Origin of the sequence: Streptomyces sp. NPDC050548 (genome assembly GCF_044457385.1) — a bacterium.
Classification (GTDB): Bacteria; Actinomycetota; Actinomycetes; order Streptomycetales; family Streptomycetaceae; genus Streptomyces.
Genome location: NZ_JBITGV010000014.1, coordinates 161,837 through 175,419 on the forward strand (window position 1 = coordinate 161,837; position 13,583 = coordinate 175,419).

Consider the following 13,583-nt stretch of genomic DNA (forward strand, 5'->3'; position numbering starts at 1 on the left):
TCGCCGTGCCCGAGAACAGCGGAACGACCGGACGTACTCCGGAGACGCATGTCATCGACTTCCGCGCCGCAGAGCAGCTGCTCGCCGCGCGGGACCCGCGGGGCGCGGTGAAGCTGCTCGACAACGTCATCGACGCGCACCCCGAGAACACCGCCGCCCGCCTGCTGCGCGCGCGTGCCTTCTTCGCCGCCGCGCAACTGCGCCCCGCCGAGCTGGAGTTCACCATCGTCCTGGAGCGGGAGCCGGACAACGCGTTCGCGCACTTCGCACTCGCCCGGACCTACGAGCGGCAGGGACGCGCCGACCAGGCCAAACGCCACTTCCGGCTGGCCGCCGCGCTCGATCCCCAGCCGCAGTACCTGAAGGCGGCCCGCTTCGACGGGTAGGCGCACCCCGCGCGGGCCACGCGGTCGGTCAGGGGTGGCGGTGCTCCGGCGGTCGGTACGGCGGGATGTCGGGGCCCGGCTGGTAGTGCGGGCCCTGGCGCATATGTCGGAGGATCATGGTCATGTCGACCGTGACGATCAGCCACAGCACCCCACAGGCCGCCGCCCAGCCGGGGCGCCCGGCGAGTGCGAACGCGGCCGTGCCGAAGATCGTCCAGACCAGCCCCCACACGCTCAGCCAGAACCGCGCCCGCAGCGGACTGCGCGCTGTCGTCGGCTCACTGCCCGTACGCATCAGGATCACTACTCCTCCTTGAAACGTACTCTTCGGGTCGGACGTTCTCCACAGGGAGGGGAAGCGCACTGTGCTGCCGGACACCGACGAACTGCCCGAGGTCCTGCTCGACCTCGCCGTACCCCACGAGGACATCAACGAACTGGTCCGACTACGCCGGGTGTTGGCGCGCGACCCCGATGCGGTAGGGCTCCTGGAGGAGTGCGTCGGGGAACTGGTGAAGGACATCGGGGAGCACGGCCACTGGACCCGGCTCACCGAGCTGCTCCTCGCCCGGCTGCCCGAGGCCCCGCCGGAGATCGGCCCCTACTTCGCCGTGTACGTGTTCGTCGCCGCGCTGCCCGCCACGCGCGCGTACCACCGCGAACGCGGCATCCCCGCGGACATCTCCCGGCACACCCTCTCTGACCTGGGACGCAACATCGCGGTGCACCGCAAACGGTACGGCGGGCCAGGCCTGCCGTTCCCGCAGTGGCTCGTCCCGCACTTCCGCGGCGAGCTGTACCAGCTGGGGCGACTGCAGTACGAACGCGCGCGGCTGGGGGAGCGCACCGCACAGGCGCTCAAGGCGGCCGGGCTGGACGTCGAGCCGGGATCGCCCTGCCTGAACCTGCACATCCCCGACTTCCAAGGACCGCTCTCGCCGACCGCCTGCGACCGCTCGCTGGAGCTGGCCCGCCCGTTCTTCGCCCGGTACTTCCCCGAGGAACGCCACGCCATCGCGGTCTGCCACTCCTGGCTGCTGGACCGGCAGTTGAAGCGACACCTGCCGGCCGACTCGAACATCGTCCACTTCCAGGAACGGTTCCGGGTGGCCTACGACGACACGGAGCCGACCGACGGCGATCCGGTCCAGTTCGTGTTCGGCAACCCTGCTCTGCCGGTGGCGACCCTGCCTCGGCGCACCTCGGTGGAGCGGGCCGTCGGGGACCATCTGCGGGCGGGCGGACACTGGTACCTCGGGCACGGGTGGTTCCCGCTCTGAGCCCGGGCGCCCGCATCCGATTCCGGCGGGTTCCACTCCAAGGCCGCTCCAACGGTTGCCTCTCCAAAGGGAATTGACTCGTACGAGTGAATCAGTGCGAGTCGGGAACGGGCGTGCGGTCGCGAGCCGTTGGACGGGCATGCGACTCGAAATGCGTGAGGGATACAAGGGGACAGGACCCGGGGCAATCACTCCGGACGGCTGCGCGGTGGAGCTGTACTCACGGCTAACCGTGGGGGAGGAGCCGGACATCATCTCGGCGGCCGTGCCGGCGGGCGCGCGCATCCTGGAGCTGGGCAGCGGGGTGGGACGGGTGACCCACCCCCTCCTGGAGCGCGGGTTCACGGTCACGGCGGTCGACGAGTCCGCCGAGATGCTGGAGCGGGTCAGGGGCGCACGCACGATATGCAGCCCCATCGAGAATCTCGACCTGGGCGAGACCTTCGACGTCGTGATGCTGGCGTCGTTCCTGGTGCACGCCGGAGACGCCGAGGTGCGGCGCGGACTGCTGCGGACCTGCGTACGGCATGTCGCGGCGGGCGGCTGCGTGCTGATCCAGCGGGAGGGCGAGGACTACCACTCGAACGTGCCGCGCGAGCGGGTCGACCCCAGCGGGTTCACCGTGCGGTTGGTGTCGGCGGAGCCGGTCGGGGACGGGGTCGACTCCGTCCGCGCGGAGTATGTGTTCCCGGACGCGATCTGGACGCAGACGTTCCTGTCCCGGCCGTTGACGAAGGACCAGTTCGAGGAGGCGTTGGCGGAGGCGGGACTGAAGGTGGACAGCTATCTGACACCGGACCGGATGTGGGTGCGGGCGGTGCCGATGGACTGACAGCCGACGGCTGCGCCCGATCTCACCGTTGCGTGCCCCGGCGGGTGGTACGGCGGGCGGTGCCGTGTGCCGGACGGTGCGGATCGGGCGTTTCGCCGGGGGAGCCGGAGGTGGGCAGATCGCGCAGGCGTTCCAGCTCGCGGCGGTCGCGCTTGGTGGGGCGGCCGGTGCCGCGGTCGCGGACACCGGCCGGGGCCACGGTCTCGCGGGGCGGGGGCGGCGGGGAGTTGTCCACATAGCACTCGGCGGCGACGGGAGGGCCGACCCGCTTGCGGATGACGCGCTTCACGACGACGATCCGTTCCCGGCCCTCGTGGCGCAGCCGTACCTCGTCGCCGACGCGGACGGAGTGGGCGGGCTTCACCCGCTCGCCGTTGACGCGGACGTGGCCGCCCTTGCAGGCGGCGGCGCCCATGGAGCGGGTCTTGACCAGCCGGACGGACCAGATCCAGCTGTCGACGCGGACGCTCTCGCCGTTCGAGGGACCGGCGGCCACGGCTTCGCCCTGCGGTTCGGGCGCGGGGCGACGGTCGTCGGTCTCGTCGCTCACGTCGTCGCTCTCGTGCACGCCCTCGGAAGCCATGCCGCGATTTTAGTCCCCGGGGGACAGCGGGCAGTGGCAGTTGCCGACGCCGCCGGTCAGGGTGATCGGCTGACCCGCGGCTGCCCGGTGCTCGGCCCGGTCCGCACCCGAGTCCGTACGGTGATCGCCGGAGCCCGTACGGTGAGGGGATGAACCTGTCCGACCTCGATCGCGGGATCACCGGCTGCCGGGCCTGCCCCCGGCTGGTCGCCTGGCGTGAGGAGGTCGCCCGCACCAAACGTGCGGCCTTCGCCGACTGGACGTACTGGGGCCGCCCGGTACCCGGCTTCGGTCCCGCCGACGCACCCCTGCTGATCATCGGCCTCGCCCCGGCCGCGCACGGTGCGAACCGGACCGGCCGCATGTTCACGGGCGATCGCTCCGGGGACGTCCTGTACGAGGCCCTGTACGACGTGGGTCTCGCCTCGCAGCCGACCGCCGTGAGCGCCGACGACGGCCTGGAGCTGTACGGCGTGCGCATCACCTCGCCGGTGCGCTGCGCACCGCCCGTCAACAAGCCCACCCCCGAGGAGCGCGACACCTGCCGTTCCTGGCTCGTCGACGAACTGACGCTGCTGCGGCCGACGTTGAAGGCCGCGATCGTGCTCGGTGGCTTCGGCTGGCAGGCCGCGTTGCCCGCGTTCGCGGCGGCGGGATGGGCCGTGCCGAGGCCGCGGCCGGTGTTCGGGCACGGCGTGCGGGTGCCGCTCGACGGCCTCGACCTCTTCGGCTGCTTCCATGTCAGCCAGCGCAACACCTTCACCGGGAAGCTCACCCCCGCGATGCTGCGGGACGTGCTGCGCACGGCGGCCGGGGCGGCGGGGCTGCCGGTCGCGCCATGACCGGTCGAGGGGATTCTTAACCGGTGGCAGGGGATTCGCGGCGGACGTTAGGGTCGCCGGATGGGCCTGTATCCGGAGATCGAACCGTACGACCACGGCATGCTCGACGTCGGAGACGGCAACCTCGTCCACTGGGAGACCTGCGGAAACCCGAACGGCAAACCGGCGGTCGTGCTGCACGGCGGCCCGGGATCGGGCTGTTCCCCCTACCCCCGGCGCTACTTCGATCCCGCCGTCTACCGGATCGTGCTGCTCGACCAGCGCGGGTGCGGACGTTCCACCCCGCACGCGAGCGTCTACGACACCGACATGAGCGTGAACACGACGGCTCATCTGATCGCCGATCTGGAGCTGCTGCGGCGGCACTTGGGGATCGAACGGTGGCTGGTGTGGGGCGCGTCGTGGGGCTCGGTGCTCGGACTGCGGTACGCGCAGACGCATCCCGGGGCGGTGTCGGAGCTGGTGCTGACCTGTGTGGCCACCGGTTCCGATCCCGAAGTGGCCTTGCTGACCAGGGGACTTGGGAGAATCTTCCCCGAGGCCTTCGAGCGGTTCATCGCTGAACTGCCCGTGGGGGAACGCGACGGGAACCTCGCCGCCGCCTACAACCGCCTCATCGAGTCCCCCGACCGGGCGGTGCGGGAGCGGGCGGCGCGTGCGTGGACCGACTGGGAGACGGCGATCATCCCCGCCCCACCGCGCTCCGAAAAGCGGTACGAGGACCCGAAGTTCCGTATGTGCTTCGCCCGCACCGTCACGCACTACTTCGGCAACGACCACTTTCTCGGCGAGGGCAACGACGAGGGCGTCGTGCTCCGGGACGCGCACCTGCTCAAGGGCATCCCCGGCACCCTCGTCCAAGGCAGCCTCGACCTCGGCAACCTTGTCGGTTGCGCCTGGCGGCTGCACCACGCCTGGCCCGGCAGCGAGTTGGTGATCGTCGACGAGGCCGGGCACAACGCGAGCGCGCCCGGTGTGGCGGAGGCGCTGGTGGCGGCGACGGACAAGTACGCCCGCCGTCAGCCCAGTTGGTCCCCTGCGGTGCCGAAGAGGTGACGCACGGTGGACCGGTAGTTCGCCTGGACGTGGCTGAGGGCGTGGGCGCGGGCGCGTTCCGGGTCGCCGGAGGCGATCGCCTCGTACAACTCCTCGTGTTCGGTGAGGAGTTGGGGCCACTCCTCGTTCTGCCGGGTGAGCCAGCGCAGTCTGCCGTCGACCGGTTCCATGACCGAGATCAGCAGGCTGTTGCCGGCCAGGGCCAGAATGCGGTCGTGGAAGCGGGTGTTGACGTCAGTGATCGCCTCGGCGTCGTCGGACCTGGTGGCTTCTGCCGCGCTGTCCAGCAACTCCCGTAGTTCGGCGAGTGCTTGAGGAGTGGCGCGGGTCGCGGCGAGCCCGGCCGCGTACACCTCCAGCGCCTCGCGCAGCTCGAACAGCTCCTTGACGTCGGTCGGGGTCAGCCGTCGTACGACCGTACGGCGGGCCGACTCGAACAGGACGAAGCCCTCCGCGACCAGGGCCCGGATCGCCTCCCGGACCGGCACCCGCGAGACCCCGAAGCGTTCGGCCAGCTCGCGTTCCACCAGCCGGTCTCCGGGACGGAGACGACCGGCGATGATGTCCTGCCGCAGGGTCGCCAGGACGCGTTCGCGCACCGCCCCGAGGGGTTCGATCTTCGCTGTCATGGAGCTCATGGGGCCATCTTCGCCGACTCCGGGGGTCTTTTACGGAGCGTTAACAGTGGGGACATCGGTCGGAACCGTTGACGGGAGGACCATGACGGCAGTTTGGTATACCAAAAGACACCGGTAGCCGTCCTGCTCCCCCTTCTCCCACTCCACCCCCCACCCCTCCTCGCACCTCCGTCCCCTTGCCCTGGAGGCCCCGTGTCCCTCGCCGACCACGCCGAAGCCACCGGCACACCAGCGTTCGTCCCCGACCCCCGGCTCACCAACGAAGACCTCGCCCCCGCCGACAAGCGCAACTGGAAGGTCTTCGACCTCTTCGCCATGTGGATGTCGGACGTCCACAACCTCGGCAACTACACGTTCGCCGCAGGCCTGTTGGTCCTCGGCATGAACGTCTGGCAGGTCTTCACCTCCCTCCTCGTCGGCTTCGTGCTCATCTACGTCGGCATGAACTGGATGGGGAGGATCGGGCAGGCGCACGGCGTCCCGTTCCCCGTCGTCAGCCGCATCAGCTTCGGCGTCTGGGGCGCCAACATCCCGGCCCTCATCCGGGCCGTGATCGCCATCATGTGGTACGGCATCCAGACCTATCTGGCCTCCGTCGCCGTGAACGTGATGCTGCTGGCCGCCTGGCCGGGCCTGGAATCCTGGACTCACCACTCCTTCCTGGGACTTGACGCCCTCGGCTGGGTCTCCTTCGTGTCCCTGTGGCTGATCCAGGCGGTGATCATCAGTCAAGGCATGGAGTCGGTACGGAAGTTCCAGGACTTCTGCGGCCCGGCGATCTGGCTGGTGATGATCGCGCTGGCCATCTGGGTGCTGGCGAAGGCCGGTTGGTCGATCTCGCTGACCTCCACCCCGCACCCGGTCTCGTTCGGCGAGCAGTGGCGCCAGTGGTTCGGCGCGATCGGCCTGATCCTCGCCATCTACGGCACCCTGATGCTCAACTTCTGCGACTTCTCCCGCTTCGCACCCGACTACAAGACCGTCCGCCGCGGCAACTTCTGGGGCCTGCCCATCAACTCCACCGCGTTCGTGGTCGTTTCGGTGATCGTGACGGCCGGCTCGCTGGAGGTCTGGGGACAGGCCATCACGGATCCGGCCGAGTTGGTCGCCAAGGTCGGCAACACCTGGGTGATGGTGCTGGGCGCGTTCACGTTCGCCGTCGCCACCATGGGCGTCAACATCGTCGCCAACTTCGTCTCCCCGGCGTACGACCTGGCCAACGTCTGGCCGCAGAAGATCACGTTCAAGATCGGCGGCATGATCAGCACGGTCGCCGCACTGGTCGTCACTCCGTGGAACCTCTTCTCCAATCCCACGGTCGTCAACTACTTCCTCGGCGGCCTCGGCGCCTTCCTGGGCCCGCTGTTCGGCGTGATCATGGTCGACTACTACTGGGTCAAGCGCGGCCGTGTCGACGTCGACGAACTCTTCGACGCGACCCCCGGCTCCCGCTACTACTACCGCAAGGGCGTCAACCCCAAGGCCCTGTGGGCGTTCCTGCCCTCGGCGGGCGTCGCGGCCGCACTCGCACTGGTGAAGACGTTCAGCGACGTCGCCCCGTACTCGTGGTTCATCGGTACGGCCCTGGGCGCCGGCCTCTACCTGCTGATCTGCCGCACCGACCGAGCCGCCGCCGAGCCCGTCCTCAAGCCGGTGGAGGTCTGAGCGGAGTGCGCATCGTCGTCACCAACTGCAACACCACGCAGGAGATGACCGAGGAGATCGTACGAGGTGCCCGGGCCGCCGCAGGCCCGGGCACCACCGTGACCGGACTGACCCCCGCATGGGGACCGGAATCGGCGGAGGGCTGGCTCGACAGCTACCTCTCGGCCGCGGCCGTCATGGACCTGCTGCGGACCTACGACGGACCGCGCTACGACGCCGTCGTGATGGCCGGCTTCGGGGAGCACGGGCGGGAAGGCGTACGGGAGTTGGTGGACGTACCGGTCGTCGACATCACCGAGGCCGCTGCCCATCTGGCCTGTCTGCTGGGCCGCCGCTACGGCGTCGTCACCACGCTGGAACGCTCGTGCGGCCAGATCGAGGACAGCCTGGAGCTGGCCGGGGTGGGCCGCAACTGCGCGGCGGTGGTGGGGACGGGGCTGAGCGTCCTCGACCTCGGCGGCGACGAGGACCGTACGGAGGCGGCGTTCCTCGCGGCGGCGCAACGGGCGTGCGCGGCCGGCGCCGAGGTCCTGGTCCTGGGCTGCGCGGGGATGACGGGACTGCAGCGGGCGGTGGGGGAGAAGCTGGGGCTGCCGGTCGTGGACGGGGTCGGCGCGGCGGTGAAACTGGCGGAGTCGCTGGTGGGGTTGGGCCTGAGAACGAGCAGAGCGGGGAGCTATGCGAGCCCGGTGCCGAAGAAGAGGTTGTGGGGCAGCGCCCCTTCAGGGGCGCGGGGAACTGCGCGACCAGCCACGCCGCCGCCGCACCCGCCAAACAACACATCGCGGCACTCTCGATAGCGCATCCATCGGGGTGATCTCGCAGCGACCTGACCGACGCTACGGCGACTCGTTGACGCGTGCCCCGCAAACTCCCGGAAGGACAAGTCACCGGCAAGAACGGAGCCTCCCTTGCCCACACCGGTACAGCGAGCCCTCCTCGCCACGCTCCTCGCAGGACTCTGTGCCGGAGCGACCCGCGACGTACCGGAAGCCTTCTGGACCACCCCCGACTCCCGCGCCGCGCGCCAGGCGGCCACCTGGCGCGAGGACGGCCGAGCAGCCGACGCCACGCTGATGGACCGCATCGCCACCAGACCCGAGGCCGAGTGGCTGAACGGCCCCGACCCCGGCCCGGTCGTCCGCGCCCGCACCACCGCCGCCGCCCGCGCCGGACAGACCGCCGTACTCGTGGCGTACTACATCCCGAACCGCGACTGCGGCCAGTACTCACTCGGCGGCGCCCCCACCGCGGCCGCCTACCGCACCTGGATCGACGAGTTCGCGACCGCCCTCGGCGACCGGGGCGCCTACGTCATCGTCGAACCGGACGCCGTCGCCCAGGTGGTCGCCGGCTGCACCCGGGTGGTGGCGACCGACCGCTACGCCCTGCTCGCCTACGCCGTCGACCGCCTCGAACGCCGACCGCACACCCACGTCTACCTCGACGCCGGCAACTCCGGCTGGATCCCCGAGGCCTGGCGACTGGTCGACGCGCTGAAGGCGTCCGGCGTCGCCCGTGCCGACGGGGTCGCCCTGAACGTCTCCAACTTCCAGACGAACAAGGCGAGTTCGGCATACGGCGACCAGCTCTCCAAGGACCTCGCCGGCACCCACTACGTCATCGACACCAGCCGCAACGGCAACGGCCCCTACGCCGGCACCGACGCATGGTGCAATCCGCCCGGCCGCGCCCTGGGCACCCCGCCCACGACCCGCACAGGCAACCCTCTCCTCGACGCCTACCTGTGGATCAAACGCCCCGGCGAGTCCGACGGCGCCTGCCGCGGCGGCCCGGCAGCGGGCCGGTGGTGGCCGGCGTACGCCCTGGAGCTGGCCCGCAACGCAGGCCCCTGACCTAGGACTCGGGCTCCCACACATACCGCACGTCCGGCTCCCGCTCCTCGTTGGCGCTGCCGTCCGTGAACTCGACGGCGACGAAACCGTGGCGCTCGTAGAACCGGTGGGCGGGCTTGTTGACCTGGAAGGTCCACAGGTGCAGCCCCTCCGGACTCCGCTCCTTGGCCAGTTCCACGAACCGGTCCCCGAGGCCGCGCCCACGCCAGTCCGGGTCGAGGTAGAGCTGCGACAGCAGATCGCCGTTGAGCACCATCAGCCCCACAACTCCGCCACCGTCCCCCGCGTCGGCCACCCAGATCTCGCGCAGCGGCACGACGACGTTCCGGAAGTGGTCGCGCACGTCGTCGGCGGACCGCGGGCTGACGACGGTCGGCAGCGCGGCGGCGAAGGACCGCAGCCACACGTCGGCAGCGGGGCGCGCGTCCGGGGTGGTCGCGCGACGGAGGGTGACGACGGTCTCGGGGACGGGATTCACGGCTGCGCCACCTCTTCCGGTGCGGACGGCGGGGACGGAACGGCCGGCGCGGGCGGCGCGGGCGGTACGACGGCCGTCGCCGTGATCTCCACGAGCTGCCCGGTGTACCCGAGGCAGGCCACGCCGACGAGTGTGGACGAGTGCGGCCCCGTGCTCAGCCCGGACGCCTCGACCACCTCCCACACGGCGGACAGCACCGAGGGCTCACTGCTCACGACGTACACGTCCGTCGCCACGACATGCCCCAAGTCGCTGCCGACCGCCCGCAGTTGCTCACCCAGATTCGCGAGCACCTGCTCGGCCTGCCGTACCGCGTCCCCCTCACCGACCACCTTGCCACCGGCGTCGAGCGGCACCGCTCCGGAGAGAAAGGCCAGCCTCGTACCGGCTTCGACGACGGTGGCGTGCGAGTACGTGGGTGGCGGGAAGAGGGCGTGGGCGGTGACGCGTTCGAGCACGGGGTCTCCCAGAGGCGGGGGTTGGCGGCGGGCGTCGCATTGCGGGACGCCAGCGGATCACGTGGACGGCGGCACCCGCATCCGAATTACCGGCGGACCGCGGCCAGCCGGCGTTCGCACTCCTGCGCAAGGAGCGGGTACGCCTCGCCGATGGCCGCGTAGAGCCGGCGCCGGAGCAGCTCCTCCGCCGCGGCGCGGCCGGTGCTGCCGTACAGCCCGGTCAGGAGTTCGTCGTAGCGAGTCAGGCGATGGCACAGATAGTCGACCTGCCACCGGTCGAGCTCGGTGGGATCGGCACTTTCGACTGTGGCTGTATACGTCCGCTCCTCGTCCCGGCGGTTGCGGTGCTCGACCGCCAGTGCCGTCAGCCTCTGAGGGGTCAGGCGCGGTACGTCGATCGGCTCGGTCGTGATGCGCGTCAGGACCTCCCGCCGCCTGCGCCGAGCGGCGCTCCTGGCCGCGGCGGACCGTCGTGCGGCAGCCGCCGCGACGGCCCGGAACGCATCGCTGCGCTCGGCGGTCTCGACCCGTTCGACGCAGTACAGGCGGGTCGGCGGGGACGACCTGACATGCGGGTTGGCCCGGAACAGGTCGGGTTCGCCGAGCAGTTGACGCACCATGCCGACGGTCCAACCACGTGCCCGCAGCCCGGCCGCCGAAAGATGCGAACGCGCGGCCTGCGACTCGCCGCCACCCTCAGCTTGCCCCTGCGCCTGCCCGCCCTCATTCGTCTCGTGCGCTGTCATCGACCGCTCCCCTGTGGTGACTCTCAGTGACCACTCCATTGAAGCGCGCACCACTGACAATCGGTCCGAGGGCCCGCTCTCAGGCCGCGAGAGCGACCTCAGCCGACGGGATCCGAAGGGGAGGCGGGGGTGCCGAAAGTGTCAGGACCCCTCTGAGCGCTGGGGGGGGGGTGCCCCGAACCGGCCCTGTCGGCGCGTTCTCGGGACCTCGTGGTGCGGGCAGGTCGATGAGGTCGCTGACTCCCGCCACCTCCTGCAAGGTCCGGGCCAGTGACATCAGCGAACTCCGCACCTCGGAGATCGCCCGGCGCAGCACTTCCTCGTGTTCCCACTCCCGCTCCCACGCCACCGGGTCCCGGCCCTCGGGCCGCTGCGACTCGTAGGCCGCGAGGCGGGGATGCCAGGACGCGAGCAGGGGACGCAGGACGCGGTTGAGGACGGTGACCGCGAGGACGGCGAAGCTGACGTGGCCGGGGGCCAACGGCGGGGCGATGTCGGGGCCGTAGCGGCGGAGTATGTCCCGGGTGGTGCCGAAGAAGGTGTAGAGGGAGGACAGGGCCTCGCGCAGGAAGCCCTCGTCGGCGGAGAGTTCCTCGACCGAGACGCGGGTGACCAGTTCCAGGTACAACTCCCAGGCCGCGCTGCGTTCCGCGTCGGCCGGTTCCCAGGTCCCCGAGATCTCGCCGACGAACGGGATCGTCAGCCTGGCCGTGATCTGCGACGGACCGCCCGGACCTCGCCGCCTGCGCTGCCTGTGTCTCATGATCGCCCTCCCCGGTACCCACAGTAGGGTAAGTCGCCGTGTGGGACGTCTTTCTCAGCTACAGCCGCGGTGACGTGGAGCGGGTGCGACCGCTCGCGCGGGTCCTGCGCGACGGCGGGCTCGACGTGTTCGAAGGACGAGACCGGGGTCGCGTCCTTCGCCGGCATCAGCGACACCATCCGGCGCGAACTGGCCCGCTCCAAGGCACTGCTCGCCTACTACTCCGTCGGCTACCCCGAACGCGAGGCCTGCCAGTGGGAGTTGACGACGGCCTACCTGGCCGGCCTGCGGGAGGGCGATCCGCGCGGTCGCGTCATGGTCGTCAACCCCGAGGCGACCACCGACCACATCCACCCCGTCGAACTCCGTGACGCCCGGCACGCCCCGGCCGACGACCTCACCGCCCTGGTGGCCGACGTACGCGAGCACGTCGCCCGCCTCGACGGTCCGATGGCGATCCAGCAACGCGCCCCACGGCGATGGCTGTTGGGCTCGCCGGAACCGCGCCCCGACTTCCTGGGCCGCCTCTCCGAACTCTGGCAGGTGCACTCCGCCCTGCACGCCCACTCCGCGCCCCTGGTCACCGGCCGCGCCGCCCCGCGCGCCGTGCAGATCCGCGGTATGGCCGGCATCGGCAAGTCCGCCCTCGCCCAGGAGTACGCCCTCCGCTTCGAGGCGGCCTACCCCGGCGGTGTCTTCTGGGTGAGCGGGCGGACGTACGACGACTCCGTCCGCGCGCTGTCCGATTCCGGCGCCGCTTCCTTCCGCACCGCCGAACCGTTCCTGTGGATCGTCGACGCCGTCCCCGCCGACCGCCCGACGGCCCGCGACATCTCCGCGATGGCCGCGCCCCACCCGCTCGGCCACACCGTCTTCACCCTGCGCAGCCGCGCCTACGACGGGATCGGCACCCCCGTGGACCTGGGACCGCTCGACGCACCGCACGCGCGCGTGCTCGTCGGCGGGGACGAGGCACTGGCCGAGGCGCTGGACGGACACCCCCTCGCCCTGGGCCTGCTGGCCCGCGCGATCCGGGCCGGTCATCAGCCGCGCGAGCTGTACGGCAGGCTGCACGCGCGCGGGGGCTCGCTTCTCGACGCCCTCTCCGAGGGGGACGTGACCGGTGCGCTCGTGCGGGACGTCGACACGGCGGACGCCGCCGACGTGCTGCGCTGCGCCGCCGTACTGCATCCGCTGCCGTTGACCGCGGAGGACGCGGAGCGGGTGCTCGCCGCCGCCGACCGGGTGCCCAGGGCCGTCGCCGCCCGGCGGGCCGCGAACGGCGTCGCCGAGCTGCGCGTACGCAGCCTGCTGGCACCCGCGGCCGACGGCGGCTGGCGGCTCCACCCCGTCACCCTGCACGCCTGGCACCACCACGACCCGGCCCCCGCCCGCACCGAGTCCCTGCGGCACGCTGCGCTGCGCAGCCTGTGCGGTCACCGTGGCCCGGCTACGCTGGCCTTCCCCGGCAGCCGGAGGGAGGCACCCATGGCAGCACCCAGCGAGTCGGAGCGGATGGCCGCCTTCGACATCCAGGTCGAGCTGGTCACCCGGATCGGCGTGCAGGAACTGGCGCCGGGCACCGGCAGTCTGCGGGAGGCGCTGACGTCCCTGAAGTCGCTGATCGACTTCACGCGCGGGACGCTGCACACGTACAGCGTCGGTCTGGAACGCGGCTCCGGCGCACCGACCGTCCAGAGCCTCGCCTACGCCCTCGTCAACGACACCATCCGCCCCTTCACCAGCACCTGGCATCCCCGCCTCGCCGCGTACGAGGCCCGCTGCCCCGCCGACACCGCCCCCCTCGACCACGAGGCCGCCTGGCCCCAGGCCGACACGATGCGCACCGAACTGACCGCACTGCGCGAGCCGTTGCTCCGCATCACGGAGGCGCTCGGGGACATCTCGGGGGCGGACTTCGGGGTGGCGGCGACGGGTTGACCTGTGGTCACTCGTCGATCAGCGGGCGATTCCCTGGGCCATGGCGTTGGTGGGCATGC

General features: G+C 71.1%; 16 protein-coding genes. 9 read left to right on the plus strand and 7 right to left on the minus strand.

Features of this window, described 5'->3' with window-relative positions:
- Nucleotides 1-5: 5 nt before the first annotated feature.
- The gene (locus tag ACIBJH_RS33195; protein WP_019067641.1) at nt 6-386 is read left to right on the plus strand and encodes a tetratricopeptide repeat protein; all 381 of its coding nucleotides are present in this window, start codon (nt 6-8) and stop codon (nt 384-386) included.
- 28 nt (nt 387-414) lie between these two features.
- Here the strand turns inward: ACIBJH_RS33195 and ACIBJH_RS33200 are convergent, their stop codons facing one another.
- The gene (locus tag ACIBJH_RS33200; RefSeq protein ID WP_399120604.1) at nt 415-681 is read right to left on the minus strand and encodes a DUF6343 family protein; all 267 of its coding nucleotides are present in this window, start codon (nt 679-681) and stop codon (nt 415-417) included.
- Between the two features lie 70 nt (nt 682-751).
- On the opposite strand from ACIBJH_RS33200, the gene ACIBJH_RS33205 reads away from it, so the two are divergent.
- Together ACIBJH_RS33205 and ACIBJH_RS33210 are read left to right on the plus strand one after the other, a co-directional pair.
- Nucleotides 752-1,666, plus strand: coding sequence for an acyltransferase domain-containing protein (locus ACIBJH_RS33205; RefSeq protein ID WP_399120605.1), 915 nt, complete (start codon nt 752-754; stop codon nt 1,664-1,666).
- Between the two features lie 139 nt (nt 1,667-1,805).
- Entirely contained in the window at nt 1,806-2,498 is a 693-nt protein-coding gene (locus tag ACIBJH_RS33210) for a class I SAM-dependent methyltransferase (RefSeq protein ID WP_399120606.1), read from the plus strand.
- 22 nt (nt 2,499-2,520) lie between these two features.
- Here ACIBJH_RS33210 and ACIBJH_RS33215 read toward each other — a convergent pair whose 3' ends face one another.
- On the minus strand, nt 2,521-3,081 hold the full coding sequence (locus ACIBJH_RS33215; RefSeq protein ID WP_399120607.1) for an RNA-binding S4 domain-containing protein: 561 nt from the start codon (nt 3,079-3,081) through the stop codon (nt 2,521-2,523).
- 149 nt (nt 3,082-3,230) lie between these two features.
- Between ACIBJH_RS33215 and ACIBJH_RS33220 the strand changes: the two genes are divergently transcribed.
- Together ACIBJH_RS33220 and pip are read left to right on the plus strand one after the other, a co-directional pair.
- Nucleotides 3,231-3,923, plus strand: coding sequence for a uracil-DNA glycosylase (locus ACIBJH_RS33220; RefSeq protein WP_399120608.1), 693 nt, complete (start codon nt 3,231-3,233; stop codon nt 3,921-3,923).
- Nucleotides 3,924-3,983: 60 nt separating this feature from the next.
- Nucleotides 3,984-4,979 carry a prolyl aminopeptidase gene (gene pip / locus ACIBJH_RS33225; RefSeq protein WP_399120609.1) on the plus strand — a complete coding sequence of 332 codons (996 nt, stop codon included), beginning with the start codon at nt 3,984-3,986 and terminating at the stop codon, nt 4,977-4,979.
- On the opposite strand, the gene ACIBJH_RS33230 is transcribed toward pip, so the two are convergent.
- Nucleotides 4,943-5,617, minus strand: coding sequence for a GntR family transcriptional regulator (locus ACIBJH_RS33230; RefSeq protein ID WP_399120610.1), 675 nt, complete (start codon nt 5,615-5,617; stop codon nt 4,943-4,945). The two genes, pip and ACIBJH_RS33230, sit on opposite strands and share 37 nt — an antisense overlap.
- 192 nt (nt 5,618-5,809) lie before the next feature.
- Between ACIBJH_RS33230 and ACIBJH_RS33235 the strand changes: the two genes are divergently transcribed.
- The 3 genes from ACIBJH_RS33235 to ACIBJH_RS33245 all read left to right on the plus strand — a co-directional run bounded on the left by ACIBJH_RS33235 (nt 5,810) and on the right by ACIBJH_RS33245 (nt 9,138).
- A complete protein-coding gene (locus ACIBJH_RS33235) occupies nt 5,810-7,282 on the plus strand; it encodes an NCS1 family nucleobase:cation symporter-1 (RefSeq protein WP_399120611.1) in 1,473 nt (490 codons plus the stop codon).
- A 5-nt stretch (nt 7,283-7,287) separates the two neighbouring features.
- Nucleotides 7,288-8,082: an aspartate/glutamate racemase family protein gene (locus tag ACIBJH_RS33240; protein ID WP_399120612.1), complete on the plus strand. Its 795-nt coding sequence runs from the start codon at nt 7,288-7,290 to the stop codon at nt 8,080-8,082.
- Nucleotides 8,083-8,193: 111 nt separating this feature from the next.
- Nucleotides 8,194-9,138 carry a glycoside hydrolase family 6 protein gene (locus ACIBJH_RS33245; RefSeq protein ID WP_399120613.1) on the plus strand — a complete coding sequence of 315 codons (945 nt, stop codon included), beginning with the start codon at nt 8,194-8,196 and terminating at the stop codon, nt 9,136-9,138.
- Between the two features lies 1 nt (nt 9,139).
- Here the strand turns inward: ACIBJH_RS33245 and ACIBJH_RS33250 are convergent, their stop codons facing one another.
- The 4 genes from ACIBJH_RS33250 to ACIBJH_RS33265 all read right to left on the minus strand — a co-directional run bounded on the left by ACIBJH_RS33250 (nt 9,140) and on the right by ACIBJH_RS33265 (nt 11,583).
- Nucleotides 9,140-9,616 (minus strand): GNAT family N-acetyltransferase, encoded by a 477-nt coding sequence (locus tag ACIBJH_RS33250; RefSeq protein ID WP_399120614.1) that lies wholly within the window; start codon nt 9,614-9,616, stop codon nt 9,140-9,142.
- Nucleotides 9,613-10,074, minus strand: coding sequence for a RidA family protein (locus ACIBJH_RS33255; protein ID WP_399120615.1), 462 nt, complete (start codon nt 10,072-10,074; stop codon nt 9,613-9,615). The genes ACIBJH_RS33250 and ACIBJH_RS33255 overlap by 4 nt, the downstream gene beginning before the upstream one ends.
- Nucleotides 10,075-10,160: 86 nt before the next feature.
- Complete coding sequence (locus tag ACIBJH_RS33260) at nt 10,161-10,820, minus strand: hypothetical protein (RefSeq protein WP_399120616.1); 660 nt, start codon at nt 10,818-10,820, stop codon at nt 10,161-10,163.
- Nucleotides 10,821-10,899: 79 nt separating this feature from the next.
- Entirely contained in the window at nt 10,900-11,583 is a 684-nt protein-coding gene (locus tag ACIBJH_RS33265) for a hypothetical protein (RefSeq protein WP_399120617.1), read from the minus strand.
- A gap of 69 nt (nt 11,584-11,652) precedes the next feature.
- Between ACIBJH_RS33265 and ACIBJH_RS33270 the strand changes: the two genes are divergently transcribed.
- A complete protein-coding gene (locus ACIBJH_RS33270) occupies nt 11,653-13,524 on the plus strand; it encodes a TIR protein (protein WP_399120618.1) in 1,872 nt (623 codons plus the stop codon).
- Nucleotides 13,525-13,583 lie beyond the last annotated feature (59 nt).